General features: G+C 71.0%; 14 protein-coding genes. 6 read left to right on the top strand and 8 right to left on the bottom strand.

Features of this window, described 5'->3' with window-relative positions; all coding sequences use genetic code 11:
• Positions 1 to 52: 52 nt before the first annotated feature.
• The 3 genes from ACH4S7_RS08370 to ACH4S7_RS08360 form a co-directional block, all read right to left on the bottom strand.
• Positions 53 to 2,950 carry a protein kinase gene (locus tag ACH4S7_RS08370; RefSeq protein WP_398520319.1) on the bottom strand — a complete coding sequence of 966 codons (2,898 nt, stop codon included), beginning with the start codon at positions 2,948 to 2,950 and terminating at the stop codon, positions 53 to 55.
• Positions 2,951 to 3,104: 154 nt separating this feature from the next.
• Positions 3,105 to 5,228, bottom strand: a complete 2,124-nt coding sequence (locus ACH4S7_RS08365; protein ID WP_398520318.1) for a serine/threonine-protein kinase — start codon at positions 5,226 to 5,228, stop codon at positions 3,105 to 3,107.
• 472 nt (positions 5,229 to 5,700) lie between these two features.
• On the bottom strand, positions 5,701 to 7,407 hold the full coding sequence (locus ACH4S7_RS08360) for a glycerol-3-phosphate dehydrogenase/oxidase (protein ID WP_398520317.1): 1,707 nt from the start codon (positions 7,405 to 7,407) through the stop codon (positions 5,701 to 5,703).
• A gap of 595 nt (positions 7,408 to 8,002) precedes the next feature.
• Between ACH4S7_RS08360 and ACH4S7_RS08355 the strand changes: the two genes are divergently transcribed.
• Positions 8,003 to 9,244 carry a nucleotide sugar dehydrogenase gene (locus ACH4S7_RS08355; protein ID WP_398520316.1) on the top strand — a complete coding sequence of 414 codons (1,242 nt, stop codon included), beginning with the start codon at positions 8,003 to 8,005 and terminating at the stop codon, positions 9,242 to 9,244.
• 121 nt (positions 9,245 to 9,365) lie between these two features.
• Here the strand turns inward: ACH4S7_RS08355 and ACH4S7_RS08350 are convergent, their stop codons facing one another.
• From ACH4S7_RS08350 to ACH4S7_RS08335, 4 genes are all read right to left on the bottom strand, one after another.
• Positions 9,366 to 10,490 carry a GuaB3 family IMP dehydrogenase-related protein gene (locus ACH4S7_RS08350; RefSeq protein WP_398520315.1) on the bottom strand — a complete coding sequence of 375 codons (1,125 nt, stop codon included), beginning with the start codon at positions 10,488 to 10,490 and terminating at the stop codon, positions 9,366 to 9,368.
• A gap of 146 nt (positions 10,491 to 10,636) precedes the next feature.
• Positions 10,637 to 12,139 carry an IMP dehydrogenase gene (gene guaB / locus ACH4S7_RS08345; protein ID WP_398520314.1) on the bottom strand — a complete coding sequence of 501 codons (1,503 nt, stop codon included), beginning with the start codon at positions 12,137 to 12,139 and terminating at the stop codon, positions 10,637 to 10,639.
• Positions 12,140 to 12,541: 402 nt separating this feature from the next.
• Complete coding sequence (locus tag ACH4S7_RS08340; protein WP_398520313.1) at positions 12,542 to 13,117, bottom strand: sigma-70 family RNA polymerase sigma factor; 576 nt, start codon at positions 13,115 to 13,117, stop codon at positions 12,542 to 12,544.
• 323 nt (positions 13,118 to 13,440) lie between these two features.
• Positions 13,441 to 14,052, bottom strand: coding sequence for a response regulator transcription factor (locus ACH4S7_RS08335; RefSeq protein WP_003948568.1), 612 nt, complete (start codon positions 14,050 to 14,052; stop codon positions 13,441 to 13,443).
• A 428-nt stretch (positions 14,053 to 14,480) separates the two neighbouring features.
• Between ACH4S7_RS08335 and ACH4S7_RS08330 the strand changes: the two genes are divergently transcribed.
• Positions 14,481 to 14,804, top strand: a complete 324-nt coding sequence (locus ACH4S7_RS08330) for a WhiB family transcriptional regulator (RefSeq protein WP_398520312.1) — start codon at positions 14,481 to 14,483, stop codon at positions 14,802 to 14,804.
• A gap of 113 nt (positions 14,805 to 14,917) precedes the next feature.
• Here the strand turns inward: ACH4S7_RS08330 and ACH4S7_RS08325 are convergent, their stop codons facing one another.
• Positions 14,918 to 15,817 carry a LysR family transcriptional regulator gene (locus tag ACH4S7_RS08325; protein WP_398520311.1) on the bottom strand — a complete coding sequence of 300 codons (900 nt, stop codon included), beginning with the start codon at positions 15,815 to 15,817 and terminating at the stop codon, positions 14,918 to 14,920.
• A gap of 80 nt (positions 15,818 to 15,897) precedes the next feature.
• Between ACH4S7_RS08325 and ACH4S7_RS08320 the strand changes: the two genes are divergently transcribed.
• The 4 genes from ACH4S7_RS08320 to ACH4S7_RS08305 all read left to right on the top strand — a co-directional run bounded on the left by ACH4S7_RS08320 (position 15,898) and on the right by ACH4S7_RS08305 (position 20,167).
• Positions 15,898 to 16,614, top strand: coding sequence for an MOSC domain-containing protein (locus tag ACH4S7_RS08320; protein ID WP_398520310.1), 717 nt, complete (start codon positions 15,898 to 15,900; stop codon positions 16,612 to 16,614).
• A 93-nt stretch (positions 16,615 to 16,707) separates the two neighbouring features.
• On the top strand, positions 16,708 to 18,219 hold the full coding sequence (locus ACH4S7_RS08315; RefSeq protein ID WP_398520309.1) for a multicopper oxidase family protein: 1,512 nt from the start codon (positions 16,708 to 16,710) through the stop codon (positions 18,217 to 18,219).
• Between the two features lie 10 nt (positions 18,220 to 18,229).
• Complete coding sequence (locus ACH4S7_RS08310) at positions 18,230 to 19,003, top strand: SDR family NAD(P)-dependent oxidoreductase (RefSeq protein WP_398520308.1); 774 nt, start codon at positions 18,230 to 18,232, stop codon at positions 19,001 to 19,003.
• Positions 19,004 to 19,138: 135 nt separating this feature from the next.
• Positions 19,139 to 20,167: a hydroxyacid dehydrogenase gene (locus tag ACH4S7_RS08305; RefSeq protein WP_398520307.1), complete on the top strand. Its 1,029-nt coding sequence runs from the start codon at positions 19,139 to 19,141 to the stop codon at positions 20,165 to 20,167.
• The last annotated feature ends 119 nt before the right edge of the window (positions 20,168 to 20,286 follow it).

Genomic DNA, 20,286 nt, shown 5'->3' with positions numbered 1-20,286 from the left:
ACCACCCCGCCGAGCACGGGTCAGCCGGTCGGCCCGTCGGCCCGTCAGCCGGTCAGCCGGTCAGCCGGTAGGAGTCGGCCGCCGCGCGGAACGCCTCCGTCACCCGGTCACGCTGATCGCTCGGGCCGATCACCTGCACGATGTGGTACCGGCCGTCGAGAATCATCACGAGATTCCGTACGTAGACCTGCTGGCCGTTGCTGTCCTGCCAGCTGAACTGGCCCTCGGCCATGACCCGCTGCCCGACCTCTATTCGGCGCAGCCCGGTGGCCTCGGCCCAGGAGGAGTCCCGGAACGGCTGTAGCTCGCGCTGCTTGTCCCGCTGGTAGACCAGCGGATCGTCACCGTTGGCCTGGACGCTGTCGCGACCGGGGACGACGATCAGGGTGAAATCGCCATTGCTGTAACGGATCTGGCCGACGTCGTTGATCGGGCGCCGCTGCCAGTTCTTGTCGACGGCGGTCCGGAATCCCTCGGGGTCCTGTCGTGAGACGAATCCGGACGGAAGGTCCCCGGCCGGCGCCGAGGTCTGCGGCTGCTCGGAACCCGGCCGGTCGGAACCGGGCTTGCCGGACGCCTTCGGCGGCGGGTTCGCGGCCTTGCCGTCGGGGTCGGGGCTCTGTGAGGCCGTCGGGCGGGGGCCCGCGTCGCCCTGGGTCCTGGTGCCGTCCTCGCTGTCGGCCTTCGGCAGGAAGAGCATGGCGTACGCGATGGCCGCGAGCAGCAGCACAAGAACCAGCGTCACCAGAATGCGGCCGAGGGCCCGCGGTCCGCGGCCCTCGCCCCGTGGCTTCTTGTGGCGGTGGCGGCCGTGGACGACTTCGGTCGACTTCGTCCGGCGCCAGCGGACCAGTTCGCCCCGGCGCCGTACGACGGGGAGTCGGCTACTGGTCGCCGGGGCGGACGGTAGCTGGACGACGTCCATGCCGGCCTCGGGCTCGGGCGCCGACCGCACCAGCGAGCGCACCCACCCGCTCAGCTCCTCGAAGTCCGGGCGCTCGGTCGGGTCCTGGCGCAGCAGCGACTCCACGACCGGGCGGAGCGCCCCGCACTCCTCGGCGAAGGCGGGTGGCTCGGCACAGACGAGCTGGACCAGCTCGGCGGCGTGGTCCTCGGGGTAGGGGGCGTGGCCCTGGACCGAGCGGTAGAGCAGCGCACCGAGCGCCCAGAGGTCGGTGGCCGGGCCGACGGGGGGCGCGAGCCGCCAGTTCTCATGGACGGGGCCGGCCTGCTCGGGGGCCCAGCGCTCAGTGACGGCGCCGACCACGGCGATCCGCGTCTGCCGGGCCCGCTCGGCGGCGAGCGGCGTGGCCGGGCCGCGGTAGACGGGGGTCTCGCCGCTCGCGACGACCTCGTCCCAGCGGCCGACCGGGGCGTGCGGGGCGGCGGGTTCGGGCAGTCGCTGGGCGTCGGCCCGCAGGGCGTCCCGTCCGGCACCGCCACCGGTGGTGGGCGCGCCCGCACCGGATCGGCTCGCGGGCAGGGCGGGGCGGTCGCGGTACGGGTCGCCGGCCGGAGCAGCCGTACGCGAGGCGGACGGCTCGCGCCGAACGCCGTAGGGGTCGGTGTCACGGTGGGGATTGGGGCGGGAATCCCCGGAGCCGCCGCCGGCCGAGAGCGTCCGGGAGCCGTCCCGTCCGGGGAGGCCGCCGTCGTGCCAGGTGCCCGCGAGCCGGGCGTGGCCGTGCCCCTGGCTTCCCGAGGGGCCGTAGTCGGCGTCGTTGTCGAGGTCATCGAGGTTGTCGTACTCGTCGCCCGCGTCGTCATCGTCGGAGGCTCGTGCCGGCGCACGGCCGCTCGCCGGGCCCCGCTCCTGCTGGCGCGGGGAGGGTCCCTGACCGGGCGCGGCGGGCTTCTTGGCCCACCAGTCGGGGTCGTGACCGGACTGCACCGGGTCGCCGGTCCCGCGCTGCCCCTCGCCGGTCCGGGCGGCGGCGCGGGCGCCCGCACGGTACGCGGCGATGGCACCCGCTCGCGCGGCCCGTACGTCCGGCGCCCCGCCGTCGGCTTCCTGGCCAGCGCCGAGAGCGGGCGGCGGGGGCGCGTACGGCCGTACGAGACCGGGCTGGTGCTCCAGCGGGAGCTCGTCCCGGCCCCGGCCGCCGTACGGGTCGTACTCCCCGTACGCCACCTCCCGGTACTCCACCAGGCCGTACTCGTCGGCGTCTTGGGCCCCGTCCTCGTCCTCAGCGAACTCCGCCTGAGTGGATTCGCCCGCACCGAAGCCGTCGTCGCCATCGTCATCGAAGTCGACACCGGAGTCGGCGTCGAAGCCGTCGTCCGATCCGTACGCGTCGGCGTCGCCGTACTCGTCGACATCGCCGGCGTCGTCGGCGAGTGGCTCCAGCACCTCCTGCGGCACGGGCGCGTATCCGCAGAGCGCCTCTTCCGCCGCGCCGGAGGCGAGACCGGTCAGAACGACCCGCCCGTCATCACAGACGAGGACCGTACGGGAGGTGATGTTCCGATGGGTCCAGCCGTGCGCGTGCAGTACCCGCAGGGCGGTCAGTACGTCGGAGGCGACCTCGGCGGCCCGGTAGGGGGTGAGCGGGCGTTCCGCGAGCAGCGCGGCCAGCGGCCGCGCCGCGACCCGCTCGCTCACTATCCATAGCGACCCGGCCTCCGCGAAGACGTCGAAGACCTGGTCCAGCCTGGGGTGATCGGGAATCCGCGCGGCGGCCTGGGCGGCCTCGACCGCCCGGAGCACCGCGGGGTCGGTGGGGGGCCGCACCGCACGGCCCTGGGCCCTCCTCGGCACCGTGCCCGTCGCCGGACCGTCGGACTCGACGACCTCGGCCTCCACGATCTCCGGCAGCGGCACCTGCCGGACCAGGACCTCCTGGCCACTGTAGGTGTCGAACGCCCGGGTCTCCGCCAGTTCGTACGCGTCGGACGGAGGCAGCGGCAGACGGTAGCGGTCCGCGAGCACCCTTCCCGCATAGTCGTCCACGTCGCCTCCCCTCCAGCACGCCGCTCGTTCAGCCGGTCGTCGGGACCGCGGCGGAACGCCGATACGTCGTCACGTCATTACGCGTCAATTCCGGTCGAAGCACGGGCGGTTGTGGCCGCGCAGCCACCACGAACTCTCACGATACGTCCCCGGGTCAGTCCTTGGGCTTGAACGTCGCGAACGCCGTATCGCGCAGGGTCACACACTCGGCCGCGTCCCATTCGTCCGCCTTACAAGTGACCATGATCGAGTAGCCGCGCCCGGAATCCACCTTGAAACCCCTGTTGAGTATGCGCACCCGCTCGCCCTTCTGATCGCGCTCGAACTTCCAGTCGGCGACGGTCGGGTAGCCGTTGTACTGGACCTCTCCTATCCCCAGGTGCTTGTACCCGGGGCTGGACGCGCTGACTCCGGGGCGGGCGTTCTTCCAGGCTCGGGCCGCGTCGTTCCCCGGGCGGGAGTTGAAGTCGACCTGCACCTGGGGGAATCCCCCGTCGCGGCTGAAGATGCCCCCGGAGTTCTTACCGGCTATGTCGGTCATGGTGAATCCCTTGGGCATCGCCATGGTGAAACGGAACCGGTCGTTGGAGACGGCTGTGTACCCGGCCGGCACTCCTCCTGCCGCGGGCGGGCCGGACTTGTCCGCCCCGGGCGACTTCCCGTCGCCGGCCTTGTCGCCCTTGTCACCCGTCGTGCCCTTGTCGTCCGTGCCGCCGGTGGGAGTGTCGGCGGTCTTGCCCGCACCACCGTCTGCCTTCGGGTCACCGCCTCCGGAGGACGCCCCGGCCGACGTGGTCGTGTCGTCCTTGGCCTTGTCGCCCTCGTCGTTCCCGCTCTGCCACAGATACAGCGCGGTACCGAGGACGGCGAGCACGATGACGATCACGATGATCGACAGGGTGCGGCGGGAGACCACATCGGTCAACGGCGCCCGCACCCGCGCGGCCCGCTGGACCGGCGGCTGCGGCGGCGCGGAGGAGCGCTGTGGAGTGCCGGGCCGGTGTGACGCGGACTGCGGCGGCGCCACTGGCGCGGTGTTCCGCGCCGGGCGGGGGGCACCGCGCCGCCGCTCGGCCGCCGCGGCGTCCGCCGCGGTCGTCGGCCGGGTGGGCGGCGGGATCGTCGGCAGGGTCATCGCCCGGGTGACGTCATGCGGTGGATCCGGCTCGGCCGGACGCTCCGGCTCGCGCACCACCTTGGTCAACAGGGCCCGCGCGGCGGAGTCATCGAGCCGCTGGGCGGGGTCCTTGGCGAGCAGGCCGTAGATGACCTCCTCCAGTAGCGGTCCCGCGTTCTTCGGGGGGTCGAGGGGCTCGGTCATCACCGCGGTCAGGGTCGCGATGGCGGAGCCCTTGTCGTACGGCGGGCAGCCCTCGACGCTCGCGTAGAGCAGGCCGCCCAGTGACCACAGGTCGGCGGCGGGGCCGGGACGGTGGCCACGGGCCCGCTCGGGTGAGATGTACGAGGGCGCGCCGACGAGCATCCCGGTGGAGGTGATCGACGGGTCGCCCTCGACCTGGGCGATGCCGAAGTCGGTGAGCACGACACGGCCGTCGTCGGAGATCAGCACATTGGACGGCTTCACATCGCGGTGCAGAATGCCCTGGCGGTGCGCGGACCGCAGGACGTCGAGGATCGCGAGCCCGACCTCGCCGGCCCGGCGCGGCGTCAGCGTGCCGTCCTCACGGATGACTTCGGCGAGGGACTTGCCCTCGACCAGCTCCATCACGATCCACGGCCGGTCGTCCTCCTCGACGACGTCGTAGACCGTCACCGCGCTGTTGTTGCGGATCCGGGCGATGGCCTTGGCCTCGCGGAGCGTACGGGTGATGAGGCGGCGCTTCTCCTCGTCGTCAATGCTGTTCGGGAAGCGGAGCTCCTTCACCGCGACGGTACGGCTGAGGGTCTCGTCGACCGCCCGCCAGACCGTGCCCATGCCGCCCCGTCCGAGCACGCCGCCCAGCCGGTACCGCCCGGAGAGCAACCGCCCCTCGGAATCCTGCCCAGAACCCTGTCTACTCGCGGCACCCTTGCCGCCCCGCGCCGCCGCACCGCCCCGCTCGGCGGCCCGCGTGGTCACGGATTCCCGGCCGGTCGTCTGACGCGGCACCTTGACCGCCTCGCCGGCACCGCCGTCCTGCCGGGCGGTTCCGGCCCCGGCCTTCACCCCGCCCTCCGCACCCGTCCGCGTGCCGGCCTCCGGGCCCGCTTCCGCGCCGTTCACCGGGGCCGCCGCACGATCGGCGCCGTCCGCCGGTTCGTCAGCCCGCACGCTCATGGCGGAGGTGGCAACCGAATCCTTCTGGCCGGTGCCGGAACCGGCCTCAACCTCGCCGCGAGGTACCGCGTCTGTACCGGCGTCAGAACGGGACCGGCCCCCGACCCACGGCCGCACCTCGGCCTCCGCGTTTCCCTCGGGCTCCCCGGATCCCTTACCGGACTCTTCCGGCTTACGTGCCTTGGGCTCCTCGGACTTGTCCCGCTGGGGCTCCCGCGACTGCTCCGCCTCCGACATGCGTCCCCTCTGCGATCCCTGGATTTCGCCCGCACCTGCCGCTCCCGCGCGATGCGGTAACACACCCTGGCAGAGCCTTCATTGTCCCTCACTCCGGGGCCGGCACTTCTCCCGGGTCCCTCGGCGGGGAGCCCGGGGCCGGTCCGGAGTACGGGACCCGCCCACCATGCCACTACTCGGCGCGCGGCTCACCGCCCACCGGTCACGACCCTGCCAGGACTACGGATACCAGGGATCAGAGGGGCACGATGTCCGGCGCTCCCAGCCGTGCCGCGTCGGCCGTCAGATCGTCCGGCTGCCGCTGCGACTCGCGCTCCGCCTCCACCCGCTTCTCGTAGTGCGCCACTTCCTTCTCGATCTGTTCCTTCTCCCATCCCAGCACCGGTGCCATCAGCTCCGCGCACTCCCGGGCGCTGCGGGTGCCCCGGTCGAAGGTCTCGATGGAGATCCGGGTCCGCCGGGTCAGTACGTCATCGAGATGGCGTGCACCTTCGTGTGACGCGGCGTAGACGACTTCGGCCCGCAGATAGTCGTCCGCACCACCGAGCGGTTCACCGAGCGTCGGGTCCGCCGCGATGAGGGTGAGCAACTCCTCGGTCAACGACCCGTAGCGGTTGAGCAGATGCTCCACGCGCACCACGTGGAGGCCCGTCCGCGCCGCGATCCTCGCCCGCGCATTCCACAGCGCGGTGTATCCCTCGGCGCCGACCAACGGCACGTCCTCCGTGACACAGGCGGCGACCCGCTGGTCCAAGCCGTGCACCGCCTCGTCCACCGCGTCCTTCGCCATCACGCGGTACGTCGTGTACTTGCCGCCCGCGACGACGACGAGCCCCGGCACCGGGTGCGCCACCGTGTGCTCCCGGGAGAGCTTGCTGGTGGCGTCCGACTCCCCGGCGAGCAGTGGTCGCAGCCCCGCGTACACCCCTTGGACGTCGTCCCGGGTGAGCGGCACGGCGAGCACCGAATTGACGTGTTCCAGCAGATAGTCGATGTCGGCGCTGGACGCCGCGGGGTGCGCCTTGTCGAGGTCCCAGTCGGTGTCGGTCGTCCCGACGATCCAGTGTCGCCCCCAGGGGATGACGAAGAGGACCGACTTCTCGGTGCGCAGGATCAGCCCGGTCGTGGAGTGGATGCGGTCCTTGGGCACCACCAGGTGGATGCCCTTGGAGGCACGCACATGGAACTGGCCGCGCTCGGCGATCAGCGCCTGGGTGTCGTCCGTCCACACCCCGGTGGCGTTCACGACCTGCTTGGCACGGATCTCGTACTCCCCGCCACCCTCGACGTCCTGGACGCGGGCCCCGACCACCCGCTCGCCCTCGCGCAGGAATCCGATGACCCGGGCGCGGCTGGCGACCTGGGCGCCGTAACTCGCGGCGGTGCGGACCAGGGTCGCGACATAGCGGGCGTCGTCCATCTGGGCGTCGTAGTACTGCAACGCCCCGACCAGCGCGTCCTTCTTCAGGCAGGGCGCCACCCGCAGCGCGTGGCGCCGGGACAGATGACGGTGCACCGGCAGTCCGCGGCCATGGCCGGACGACAGGGACATCGCGTCGTAGAGCGCGACACCCGATCCCGCGTAGAACCGCTCCCAACCCTTGTGTTGGAGCGGGTAGAGGAACGGCACCGGCTTCACCAGATGCGGTGCCAGCCGCTCCAGCAGCAGCCCGCGCTCCTTCAGCGCCTCACGGACGAGCGCGAAATCCAGCATCTCCAGATAGCGCAGGCCGCCGTGGATGAGCTTGCTGGACCGGCTCGATGTGCCCGACGCCCAGTCCCGGGCCTCGACCAGACCGGTGGCGAGCCCTCGCGTCGCCGCGTCCAGCGCGGTCCCGGCGCCGACCACGCCCGCGCCGACCACCAAGAGGTCGAGCTCACGCTCGGCCATGGCGGCCAGTGCTTGAGCACGCTCCTCGGGTCCCAGTGTCGCTGTTTTCACTGCGGTTGCCTCCCGTCGCCCCCGTGTACCCCTGTCCGGGCCCTGTGACCCGGGGGTCGGACCCGCCTCTGCCCGGATGCCCGCGCGAGCGGTCACCCCGTGATCGGACCCCGCGCGAACGGCCACCGAGCGGGCCGGCCTCCGTACGACCGGGCCCGTCCCGGCCGGCCACCTCGCGGCTGGTCCGGACCGTCCGGTCCCGGTGCGCCTGCCCGGTCCGGGCCGGTCGACACACCCGACCGCCCCGGTCAGACGCCGTACGCCCGCCGTCGCGGCCGGACGTGTCACGCGCACGCCCTCCCGTTCGAGCGCCGCACATCCGTCGCCGTCCGTGCTGTCCATGCCCGGACCGGGGCTCATCCGCCCCGGAACCGCGCACCCGTCACCGGGCTCCACACCCGGCGACCGGACTCACAACATCGATTCTGTCCGCAGTCGCCGACTTCAGCCACCGCCTGTGGATAACACTCGGGGAGCCACGAGCGCACAATGCCGCATAACGGTCATATTTACGCCTAGTCTGACATTGCGCCCGCCCGTTCTGCCCACAGGGCTTGCGCCAACGCTCCCCTCCGGTTAAGGGAAGGCCAACCCCATGCCCGCAGATCTCGCCGTCATCGGACTCGGTCACCACGGCCTGCCCCTCGCCCAGGCCGCCGTCGCCGCCGGTGTCGAGACCATCGGCTACGACACCGATCCACGGCAGCTCAATGAACCCGCGGCGGGCCGGACCCCCGCCGACATCCGCCGCATGGTCTCCGGAGGGTTCCGCACCGTCGTCGACCCGGCCGAACTCGGCCGCGTACGCACCGCCGCCATCTGCGTCCCCACCCCCCTCGGCCCGGACGGCAACCTCGACCTCACCGCCCTCGCCGAGGCCGCGCACGCCCTGGCCGCGCGACTCCGCCCGCACACCACCGTGCTGCTCGAATCCGCCGTACAGCCCGGCACCACGGAGTCCTTCCTGCGCCCGATCCTCGAAGAGGGCTCAGGGCTCTGCGCCGGCCGCGACTTCCACCTCGCGTACTCCCCCGGTCGGGTGGACCCCGGCAGCCGCACCCACGACTACGCCAACACCCCCAAGGTCATCGGCGGCCTCACCCCCGCCTGCACCGAATCCGCGGCGGCGTTCTACGGGCGCCTCACCGACAAGGTGGTCCGCGCCCGCGGCCTCCGCGAGGCCGAAACCGTCCAGGTGCTGGAGACCAACTTCCGCCATGTGAACATCGCCCTGGTCAACGAGATGGCGGTGCTCTGCCACAACCTCGGCGTCGACCTCTGGGACGTCATCCGCTGCGCCGAGACCAAACCGTACGGCTTCCAGGCATTCCGTCCGGGCCCCGGCGTCGGCGGCCACGGCGTCCCCCTGGACCCGAGCGTCCTCCCGCAGAGCGGGCGCACCCCAGGCCACCCCCTGCGGATGGTGGGCCTCGCCCAGGAGATCAACGAGCGGATGCCGCAGTATGTGATCCAGCGCTGCGCCACCCTGCTGAACGAGCACGGGAAGTCGGCGCGCGGCGCGCGGGTGCTACTCCTCGGCATCACCTACAAGCCCGATCTCGCCGACCTCCAGGCATCCCCGGCCACCGAGATCGCCCGCCGGCTGCTCGATCTGGGCTCGACGGTCAGCTACCACGACCCGTATGTGCCCGACTGGCGGGTCAACGCGCAGCCCGTCCCGCGCGCGGACTCGCTCTACGAGGCCGCCGCCGCCGCGGATCTGACGGTGCTGCTCCAGCACCACCGTACGTACGACCTCCAGGGCCTCGCCGTGAAGGCGCAGCTCCTCCTCGACACCCGGGGGGCCACCCCGGCCGGCGCGGCGCACCGGCTGTGAACAGGCGCCCCATCGGCACAGGGGCGAAACAGCACGACGGCCCGGCACCGCCGTGGGACGGTGCCGGGCCGTCGCCCGGATAAATCCGAAAAAACCAGATGAACCGAAAAAGCGTGAGACGTCAGCGCTTGTGCTGCGAGTCCGCCACCGTCACCTCGACGCGCTGGAACTCCTTCAGCTCGCTGTAACCGGTGGTGGCCATCGCCCGGCGCAGCGCCCCGAAGAAGTTCATCGAACCGTCCGGGATGTGCGAGGGGCCGGTGAGGACCTCCTCCGTGGTGCCGACGATGCCCAGGTCCACCAGCTTGCCGCGCGGCACGTCCTCGTGGACGGCCTCCATGCCCCAGTGGCGGCCCCGGCCCGGCGCGTCCGTCGCGCGCGCCAGCGGGGAGCCGATCATGACCGCGTCGGCGCCGCACGCGACGGCCTTGGGCAGATCGCCGGACCAGCCCACCCCGCCGTCGGCGATGACGTGGACATAGCGACCACCGGACTCGTCCATGTAGTCACGGCGGGCGGCGGCGACATCAGCCACCGCCGTCGCCATCGGCACCTGGATGCCCAGCACATTGCGCGTGGTGTGCGCGGCGCCACCGCCGAAGCCGACGAGGACACCGGCCGCACCCGTGCGCATCAGGTGCAGCGCGGCGGTGTACGTGGCACAGCCGCCGACGATGACCGGAACGTCCAGTTCGTAGATGAACTGCTTGAGGTTGAGCGGCTCGGCCGCGCCCGAGACGTGCTCGGCGGAGACGGTCGTGCCCCGGATGACGAAGATGTCGACACCCGCGTCCACCACGGCCTTCGAGAATTCCGCCGTCCGCTGCGGGGAGAGCGCGGCGGCCGTCACCACACCCGCGTCGCGCACCTCCTTGATGCGCCGACCGATCAGCTCTTCCTTGATCGGGGCCTCGTAGATCTCCTGGAGGCGGCGGGTCGCGGTCTCTGCCGGCAGCTCCGCGATCTCGTCGAGCAGCGGCTGCGGGTCGTCGTACCGGGTCCACAGCCCTTCGAGGTTGAGGACGCCCAGCCCACCCATCTCGCCGATGCGGATGGCGGTCTCCGGAGAGACCACCGAGTCCATCGGGGCGGCCAGGAAGGGCAGGTCGAAGCGGTAGGCGTCGATCTGCCAGGCGATCGAGACCTCCTTCGGGTCCCGCGTGCGCCTGCTCGGTACGACGGCGATGTCATCGAACGCGTACGCCCGGCGGCCGCGCTTGCCGCGCCCGATCTCGATCTCAGTCACCTTGTGTGGCCTTTCCCTCTACGTCTGCGCCTATCAGTATCCCCGACGCACACGGGAGGGGCGGTGCCGGAATACCCGGTACCGCCCCTCCGCGCGTAGGTGAGGCCGCTGCTGGCTACTTTTCGCTACGGTCCTGCTACGTCGTGCTATTTCCTGCTGTAGTTCGGCGCCTCGACCGTCATCTGGATGTCGTGCGGGTGGCTCTCCTTGAGTCCCGCCGAGGTGATCCGGACGAAGCGGCCGTTGGACTGCAGCTCGGGCACCGTACGGCCGCCGACGTAGAACATCGACTGCCGCAGACCGCCCACGAGCTGGTGGACGACGGCGGAGAGCGGGCCGCGGTAGGGCACCTGGCCCTCGATGCCCTCGGGCACCAGCTTCTCGTCGGAGGCCACGCCCTCCTGGAAGTAGCGGTCCTTGGAGAAGGAACGCTGCTCACCGCGGGACTGCATGGCGCCGAGCGAGCCCATGCCCCGGTAGGACTTGAACTGCTTGCCGTTGATGAAGAGCAGCTCGCCGGGCGACTCCTCGCAACCCGCGAGCAGCGAGCCGAGCATCACTGCGTCCGCGCCCGCGACCAGCGCCTTCGCGATGTCTCCGGAGTACTGGAGGCCACCGTCACCGATGACCGGGACCCCGGCAGCGGCGGCGGCCTGCGATGCCTCGTAGATCGCGGTGACCTGCGGCACGCCGATGCCGGCGACCACTCGGGTCGTACAGATGGAGCCCGGTCCGACGCCGACCTTGATGCCGTCGACACCGGCGTCGATCAGCGCCTGGGCGCCGTCGCGGGTGGCGATGTTGCCGCCGATGACGTCGACACCGCCCGCATTCGACTTGATCTTGGCGACCATGTCGCCCACCAGGCGGGAGTGGCCGTGCGCGGTGTCGACGACGATGAAGTCGACGCCCGCCTCGACCAGGGCCTGGGCCCGCTCGAAGGCGTCACCCGCGACACCGACGGCCGCGCCGACGAGCAGCCGGCCGTCCTTGTCCTTGGCGGCCATCGGGTACTTCTCGGCCTTGACGAAGTCCTTGACCGTGATCAGACCCTTGAGCACACCGCCGTCGTCGACCAGCGGAAGCTTCTCGATCTTGTGGCGGCGCAGCAGCTCCATGGCGTCCACGCCGGAGATGCCGACCTTGCCCGTGACCAGCGGCATCGGGGTCATGACCTCGCGGACCTGACGGCTGCGGTCCGATTCGAAGGCCATATCGCGGTTGGTGACGATGCCGAGCAGCTTGCCGCCGCGGTCGGTTACCGGGACACCGCTGATACGGAACTTCGCGCAGAGCTGGTCCGCCTCGGCGAGCGTCGCGTCGGGGTGCACCGTGATCGGGTCGGTGACCATGCCGGACTCGGAGCGCTTGACCAGATCGACCTGGTTGGCCTGGTCGGCGATGGAGAGATTGCGGTGCAGCACACCGGCGCCGCCCTGCCGGGCCATGGCGATGGCCATCCGGGCCTCGGTGACCTTGTCCATCGCGGCGGACAGGAGCGGGATGTTCACCCGCACGTTCTTGGAAATGTACGAGGAGGTGTCGATCTGGTCGGGCGCCATGTCGGAGGAGCCCGGCAGCAGCAGCACATCGTCGTAGGTCAGCCCGAGTGTCGCGAATTTCTCGGGCACTCCGTCGACGTTGGTCATGACACCTTCCCCAAATGGCCTTGATCGGTGCGGATGTCCATGCTAACGGCCCGGGACACCGTCTCATTCCACGATCAAGATCACTCAGCGGGTTTGTGCGTTGGTACACAGTCGCCGGGACGGATCGTACGGGCCCGTCATCTGGCCCACGACCTGGACCTCACCCACGGCCGGGCGCCCCCTGGAGGCGATACCGGGACCGTCGTACGGAGATGCGTCACAGCCGGTCATACGCCTGTCGTACGTATGTCGTACCTCTGTCGTACGGGGCCTTCCCGCGGAACCCCGGTGTGGTGACGGGCCCGGGCCCGGGGATCGCGCCCGGACCGTGGCCGCCGCCCGGAGCGGGAATCACCGCACCGGGCGGGGGCCGGAGGCTGTCGCTTACCGCTCGGCGAGTACTTACTGTTCGGCGAGCGCCCGGAGGCGGCTCAGCGCGCGGTGCTGGGCGACCCGTACAGCGCCGGGCGACATGCCCAGCATCTGTCCCGTCTCCTCGGCGGTCAGCCCGACCGCGACCCGCAGCACCAGCAGCTCGCGCTGGTTGTCCGGGAGATTGGCGAGGAGTCTCTTGGCCCACTCGGCGTCGTCGCTGAGCAGCGCACGCTCCTCGGGACCGAGGGAATCGTCGGGGCGTTCGGGCATCTCGTCGGACGGCACGGCCGTTGATCCCGGGTGGCGCATGGCCGCCCGCTGCAGGTCAGCGACCTTGTGCGAGGCGATCGCGAAGACGAACGCCTCGAAGGGTCTCCCGGTGTCCCGGTACCGCGGCAGGGCCATCAGCACCGCGACGCAGACCTCCTGGGCGAGGTCCTCCACGAAGTGACGCGCGTCGCCGGGCAGCCGGTTGAGCCGGGTGCGACAGAAGCGCAGCGCGAGGGGATGGACATGCGCGAGCAGATCGTGCGTGGCTTGCTCGTCTCCGTCGACAGCACGGTGGACGAGCGCCCCGATCACCGTGGTCTGGTCGTCACGCATCGGTCCATGGTGCCTTGGCGGCCACTGATTCGTGGCACCGCGTCCCATGTTGTGCACCGAAGCGTTATGAGCAGGTGCGCCGGAACTCATGGCCTGCGCCCTCCCCTTCCGCTCGCCGGACTCGTTCCCGAGGAACTCCACATCTCAAGGATGCGGCATCGCGGGGGAAACGGACGCCCACGGTCGCCCGTCTCCCCGTCCACCGTACGGCGGGCGGGGTTCGCCGCGCCCCCGGGGCGGCCCGATCCGCGAAGGGCCCGCCTTCCCGATCGACCGGGATCCGGCCGGGAAGGAGGGCCCTTCGGCGGGCCGGAGAGAAGCGGTCAGCGCACCAGACCCCAGCGGAATCCGAGCGCGACCGCATGGGCCCGGTCCGAGGCACCGAGCTTCTTGAAGAGTCGGCGCGCGTGTGTTTTCACCGTGTCCTCGGAGAGGAACAGCTCACGGCCGATCTCGGCGTTGGACCGGCCGTGGCTCATGCCCTCCAGCACCTGGATCTCACGCGCGGTGAGGGTGGGCGCCGCGCCCATCTCGGCCGAGCGCAGTCGTCGGGGGGCGAGCCGCCAGGTCGGGTCCGCGAGCGCCTGGGTGACGGTCGCGCGCAGCTCGGCGCGCGAGGCGTCCTTGTGCAGATAGCCGCGGGCCCCCGCGGCGACCGCGAGCGCCACACCGTCGAGATCCTCGGCGACGGTGAGCATGATGATCCGGGCGCCGGGGTCGGCGGACAGAAGCCGGCGGACGGTCTCGACGCCGCCCAGACCGGGCATGCGTACGTCCATCAGAATCAGGTCCGAGCGGTCGGCGCCCCAGCGGCGGAGCACTTCCTCGCCGTTGGCCGCGGTCGTCACGCGCTCTACGCCGGGCACGGTCGCGACCGCGCGGCGGAGCGCCTCTCGGGCAAGCGGGGAGTCGTCGCAGACGAGGACGGATGTCATGGCCGCCCTCCGCAGCTGATGCGCGTCACCTTGAGCCTCCAGGCTGGGTACATTTCGTCACCTGTGCGGTTGAACGCGCCCGGGCATGTGCCCAAGCATCAGTTCCTTCAACCGCCTCCGCCCTACCAACGACGGTCACTCGAAAGAGTTACGGGCCGGTCCGGCATCTTCGGCACTCCATGTGACGGGGCGAGTACAGCGGTGAGCGCTGCGGGAGAACGGTTCTTCACTCCTTAGATATGCCCCATTTAGCTTCTTTTCTTCACTTTTAGTGGTGTCTGTGGCTAGATTCGCAATGAGTCATATTTACATCTACTTACACAGGAGATGTACGGTCGTGAGGCAGTGCGGGTGCCGGATGCGGCTCGTATCCCGCTCGCGCGCCGACCTGACCGATCCGCTCAGTACGGTTTCAAGGGGCTAGCGCTATGGCTGATTTCTCCCGCCTTCCCGGACCCAACGCCGACTTGTGGGACTGGCAGCTCCTCGCGGCCTGCCGTGGGGTGGACAGTTCGCTCTTCTTCCATCCCGAGGGCGAGCGGGGCGCGGCACGCAGTGCTCGCGAGAACTCGGCGAAAGAGGTGTGCATGAGGTGCCCGGTGCGCGCGGAGTGCGCGGCGCACGCACTGGCCGTGCGCGAGCCCTACGGCGTCTGGGGCGGACTAACAGAGGACGAACGCGAGGAACTGATGGGGCGCGCACGCCACCGACTAGTCCCGGCGACGAGTACCCAGGGAACGGGCCAGGGCTGACGCCCACGCCCCGCACATCAACGCAGAAACGTTCCTGCACAAGCGGGTGCCGAACTCGGCACCACGGCGTCACCACACGTGACGAAAGCCCACCACGGACCGTCGGCCCCGGCTCAGCGGGAGGCCGCGCGGGAAAGCTGGTCGAGGGTGACCGCCACCGCGGGGACCTGCGAGAGGTCCGGCAGGGTGAGGGCGACGATCTCGCGGACCACCGGGGGATCCACCGTCACCGTGCGTATGCCCTTGAGCCGCACCGACTCCATGGCCAGCTCCGGCAGCACCGCGACCCCCAGCCCCGCGCCGACCAGCCCGATCACCGTCGGGTAGTCATCGGTGGCGAAGTCGATACGGGGGGTGAAACCGGCTTCCTCGCAGACGTCCACAAGCTGGCGGCGGCAGCGCGGGCACCCCGCGATCCAGGGCTCGTCGGCGAGATCGCCGATGGTGACGCGGCCCGCGGTGGCGAGCCGGTGCCCCTCGGGGACCAGGCCCACGAGCCGATCGGTGAGCAGGGGGCGGACGATCAGGTCTTCCCATTCGGCGCCCCGCTCGTCGGATCCCCCGTAGCGGAAGGCCAGGGCCACATCACAGTCGCCCTCGCGCAGCATCTCCACCGAACGCGGCGGCTCGGACTCCACGAGGGAGACCCGGGTGCCGGGGTGGGCGGCCCGCAGCGCGGCCAGGGCGGTGGGCACCAGGGTGGAGCTGCCACTGGGGAAGGAGACCAGCCGGACCCGGCCCGCCCGCAGCCCGGCGATGGCCGCGACCTCCTCCTCCGCCGCCGTGAGCCCGGCGAGGATGCCGGACGCGTGGCGCACAAGCACCTCGCCGGCCTGGGTCAGCCGCATCTCACGGCCCGTACGGATCAGCAGGGGGGTGCCGGCTGACGTCTCCAGCGCCTTCATCTGCTGGCTGACGGCCGGCTGGGTGCACCCCAGGGCACGCGCGGCGGCGGAGAAGGAGCCGGTACCGGCCACGGCGCGCAGGACTCGGAGATGACGGGCCTCAATCACCCTTCGAGCATAAGCGACTCTTGGATATCGCTGAAATTTTTGGCTGGAACCTTTCAGGTAGCGACGACTAGCGTGCTGCCATGAAGCTTCTGACGGTGAATGTGAGCCGCCCCCGGATCGTGGAGTACACCGACAGCCCGGGTGGTCTGACCGGCATCGACAAACAGCCGGTCGACGGGGCCGTACGGGTGACGTGTCCCGGCCCGGAGCGGCCGGAGGGCGAGGGGGGCTCGGGTCTCGCCGGGGACACCATCGCCGATCTACGGCAGCACGGCGGCACGCATCAGGCGGTGTACGCGTTCGCCCGCGAGGACCTGGACCACTGGGGGCGGGAACTCGACAGCTCCCTCCCCAACGGAGCGTTCGGCGAGAACCTGACCACGATCGGCATCGATGTGAACGGCGCGCTGATCGGCGAGCGCTGGCGGATCGGGGACCGACTGGTGCTGGAGATCACCAGCGGTCGTATCCCCTGCCGCACCTTCGCGGGCTGGCTGGGCGAGAACGGCTGGGCGAGCGAGAAGGGGTGGGTCAAGCGGTTCACCAGGACCGCCCGGTCAGGGGCGTATCTCAGGGTCGTCGAGCCCGGCGAGATCCGCGCCGGCGATGCGATCGGCATCGTGCACCGGCCGGCTCACGACGTCACGGTCGAGCTGGCCTTCCGGGCGGCGACCGCCGAGCGCTCGCTCCTGCCGAGGGTGCTCGCCGCGGGCGATGCGCTCCACCCCGAACTGCGCGGAAAAGCCCACGTGTACATGAGGAAGCACGGGGCCACCGGGTCGGCCGATTACGTGTAAGGGGAAAGCCCTGAGGGCGCCCGGCACTTGATTCGGGGACGGCTGAGGGCCGTCCCCGATGCCCGCGCGAACCGCCCCCGGAACGCTTGTCGTATGTCCCGACCCAAGCGTGTCCTCATCATCCTCGCCACCGTGCTGGCCGTCCTGGCCATGTCGCTGGGCGGCGGCGCGCTCTGGCTCTACACCGGTGCCGATATGTCGACCGAGGGCACCCGGTTCGACCGCGAGTTGGCCATACCGCCGCTGGCGAAACCGACGGTGGAGAAGGACGGGACCCGGGTCTTCGACCTGACGATGCAGTCAGGGCGGAAGGAGTTGAAGCCCGGCGGGGCGACCCCCACCTGGGGGTTCAACGGCGACCACCTCGGGCCGACGCTGCGCGCCAAGCGGGGCGACAAGGTCCGGGTGCGGATCAGGAACACCCTGGGCGAGGCGTCCACCGTGCACTGGCACGGGATGCGACTGCCCGCCCGGATGGACGGTGGCCCGCACCAGATGGTGGCATCCGGCGCGAGCTGGAGCCCGCACTGGACGGTGAATCAGCCCGCCGCATCGCTCTGGTACCACCCGCATCCGCACGGCCGGACGGAGCGGCACGTCCAGCGCGGGCTCGCGGGGATGTTCCTCCTGGACGACGACGGATCGGCACGGCTCCCGCTGCCGAAGAGGTACGGCGTCGACGATCTGCCGGTCATCGTCCAGGATGTGACGTTCGACGGGGCGAAGTTCGACTTCGACAGGGGATTCCTGCGGAACACCGGATTCCTCGGCGAGCGCACGATGGTCAACGGCACCCTCGATCCGTACCGGACCGTCGGTGACGAACTGGTCCGGCTGCGGCTGCTCAACGCCTCCACCGCCCGGATCTACGACTTCGGCTTCTCCGACGACCGCCCGTTCACCCTGATCGGTTCCGACGGCGGGCTGCTCGCGAAGGGGGTTCGGCTGGACCGCGTGCAGCTCTCGCCCGGCGAGCGCGCCGAGATAGTGGTGCGGATGGAGCCCGGCGGGCGGACCGTGCTGCGCAGCTTCCCGCACAACAGCTACGGATCCGGCTGGGAACAGCGGTTCGGTGGGGGCGACGACACCTTCGACGTCCTGGAGCTGCGGGCCGCCGCCACCCTGCGCCCCTCCCCCGAGCTGCCGGCCGAGCTGAGCGAGCCGGAAGTACCGGACGGTTCGGACTCGGTGCGCGAGCGGAGGTTCACACTGGTCACCCCCGGCATCAACGGCAAGGAGATGCGGCTGGACCGAATAGACGAGGTCGTCGTCCGGGGCACGGCCGAGACCTGGATCGTCCGCAACGACCACGGTGTTCCACACAACTTCCATGTGCACGACGTCCAGTTCCGGGTGCTGGCGGTCGACGGCCGGGAGCCGCCACCGGAGCTGCGCGGGGCGAAGGACACGGTGTTCGTGCCGCCCAACACGACGGTGCGGATCGCGATGCGCTTCACCGGGCCGGCCGATCCACACAGCCCGTACATGTACCACTGTCACCTCCTGTTCCATGAGGACCAAGGGATGATGGGGCAGTTCGTGGTGGTCGAGAAGGGACAGCGGGCAGGCCCGGTGCGTGCACCGGCATCCCACGCGGGGCACTAACGTGCCGTCTATGACGAGTGCACTGATCACGGGAGCGACCGCGGGCATCGGCGCCGCGTTCGCGCGGCGGCTCGCTGCCGAGGGACACAACCTGGTGTTGGTGGCCCGCGACACCAAGAGGCTGCGGGAACAGGCCACCGAACTGCATGACCGGCACGGCATCGAGGCCGAGGTGCTGACCGCCGATCTCTCGACGGACCAGGGCATCGAGGCGGTCGAGAAGCGGCTGGCGGACCGGAAGGACCCGGTGGATCTGCTGGTCAACAACGCCGGATTCGGAAACAAGGGACGCTTCCTGGAAGTGTCCATGGCCGATGAGCTGACCATGCTGAAGGTGCACTGCGAGGCGGTGCTCCGGCTCACCGCCGCGGCCAGTGGACCGATGCGGGAGCGCGGCCGGGGCGGTGTGATCAATGTGGCCTCGGTGGCGGCCTTCGTGCCCCGGGGAACCTATGGCGCGTCGAAGGCGTGGGTCGTCCAGTTCTCCCAGGGGGCCGCGCGGGATCTCGCCGGGTCGGGGGTGCGGCTGATGGCGCTCTGCCCCGGTTTCGTACGGACCGAGTTCCACCAGCGGGCGGGAATGGGCACGGACAACATCCCCGGCTGGATGTGGCTGGACGCGGACAAGCTGGTGGAGACGGCGTTGGCGGATCTGGCACGCGGGAAGACGGTCTCGGTCCCGGATCCTCGGTACAAGGCGCTGATGGGACTGGTGAAGCTGGCGCCGCGCGGTCTGCTCGGTGGCATGACCTCCAAGACGGGCCGGAAGTACGGCCCCCAGTAACGGCCACCCCCCGCCGGTGGGGGCGGAAGGCCCGGGGCGCCGGGAAGCGGGCGGTCGGTGACATCGGCCGGGGGTAGGAACCGAGCGAGGGCATCCGGGGAGCGCCCCGGGCCCGCGGCCACCGAGGGGAATCCCATGCGCCATGACATCGATCACCGGCCCGACGTACTGCTCGCCATGGGCCCCGGCGTGGCCGAACGGCTCCTCACCGACCGGCACCGTGACCGGCTCACCACCCTCGCCCGTACCGATCCCTGGCTGATCGCCCATGATCTGGCCACACCGACACCCCCTGTCGCCGCCGCGCTCGCCACCGCCGATGTGTTGCTGACCTGCTGGGGAGCGCCCCCGCTCAGCGCGGAGGTCCTCACGGCCGCGCCCCGGCTGCGGGCGGTCGTCCACGCGGCGGGCTCGGTCCGACACCACATCACCGACGCCTGCTGGGAGCGCGGCCTCGCCGTGTCCTCCGCCGCCGCCGCCAATGCACTGCCCGTCGCCGAGTACACGCTCGCCGCCATCCTCTTCGCCGGCAAACGGGTGCGGGAATCGGCCCACCGGTACGGGGAACTGCGCGCCCCGCACGACTGGCTCGGCGAACTCGCGGGCGCGGGCAACTACCGCCGTACGGTGGGGATCGTCGGCGCCTCCCGGATCGGGCGCCGGGTGATCGGTCTGCTGCGCCCCTTCGACATCCACGTCCTGCTGCACGACCCGTATGTCACCGAAGCCGAGGCCGAGGCGCTGGGTGTCGTATGCGTCGGCCTGGACGAGCTGTGCGGTGGCAGTGACATCGTCTCGATCCACGCGCCGGAGCTGCCGGCGACCCGTCGGATGATCGATGCCCGCCGTCTGTCGCTGATGCCCGACGGGGCGACGCTGATCAATACCTCGCGCGGTTCGCTGGTCGACGGGGAGGCGCTGCTGGCGGAACTGGTCTCCGGCCGACTGCGCGCGGTGCTCGATGTGACCGAGCCGGACGTTCCGCCCGCCGACTCCCCGCTGTACACGCTCCCCCAGGTGCTGCTGACCCCGCATATCGCGGGCTCGCTCGGCAATGAGCTGCACCGGCTGGCGGATCTGGCCCTCGACGAGTTGGAGCGGTTCGCGACGGGACGGCCGTTCGCCGAGCCGGTGTCGGCGGAGGCCCGGGACCGGTCCGCGTGATCTCACCGGTCCGGACCGCACCGGACGGCGGCGGTGGCCCGGCGTGGCAGCGGCCCCGGCCACGGCTCGGGCTTCTGACGGCTCAAGCCCCTGGCGGTCGGCGGCTCAGGCGGTCGGCG

It is taken from the genome of Streptomyces sp. NPDC020965, assembly GCF_044333555.1.
Taxonomy (GTDB): Bacteria; Actinomycetota; Actinomycetes; order Streptomycetales; family Streptomycetaceae; genus Streptomyces.
The sequence above is the reverse complement of the archived record's forward strand: the minus strand, read 5'-3'. Positions and strand labels throughout refer to the sequence as shown.

Bases quoted from the DNA above. Each gene is read 5' to 3' on its own strand.
- ACH4S7_RS08355 (WP_398520316.1), top strand. From the start codon at position 8,003: ATGCCCGCAGATCTCGCCGTCATCGGACTCGGTCACCACGGCCTGCCC.
- ACH4S7_RS08320 (WP_398520310.1), top strand. From the start codon at position 15,898: ATGAAGCTTCTGACGGTGAATGTGAGCCGCCCCCGGATCGTGGAGTAC.
- ACH4S7_RS08335 (WP_003948568.1), bottom strand. From the start codon at position 14,052: ATGACATCCGTCCTCGTCTGCGACGACTCCCCGCTTGCCCGAGAGGCG.
- ACH4S7_RS08310 (WP_398520308.1), top strand. From the start codon at position 18,230: ATGACGAGTGCACTGATCACGGGAGCGACCGCGGGCATCGGCGCCGCG.
- guaB (WP_398520314.1), bottom strand. From the start codon at position 12,139: ATGACCAACGTCGACGGAGTGCCCGAGAAATTCGCGACACTCGGGCTG.
- ACH4S7_RS08340 (WP_398520313.1), bottom strand. From the start codon at position 13,117: ATGCGTGACGACCAGACCACGGTGATCGGGGCGCTCGTCCACCGTGCT.
- ACH4S7_RS08305 (WP_398520307.1), top strand. From the start codon at position 19,139: ATGCGCCATGACATCGATCACCGGCCCGACGTACTGCTCGCCATGGGC.
- ACH4S7_RS08365 (WP_398520318.1), bottom strand. From the start codon at position 5,228: ATGAGCGTGCGGGCTGACGAACCGGCGGACGGCGCCGATCGTGCGGCG.
- ACH4S7_RS08330 (WP_398520312.1), top strand. From the start codon at position 14,481: ATGGCTGATTTCTCCCGCCTTCCCGGACCCAACGCCGACTTGTGGGAC.
- ACH4S7_RS08315 (WP_398520309.1), top strand. From the start codon at position 16,708: ATGTCCCGACCCAAGCGTGTCCTCATCATCCTCGCCACCGTGCTGGCC.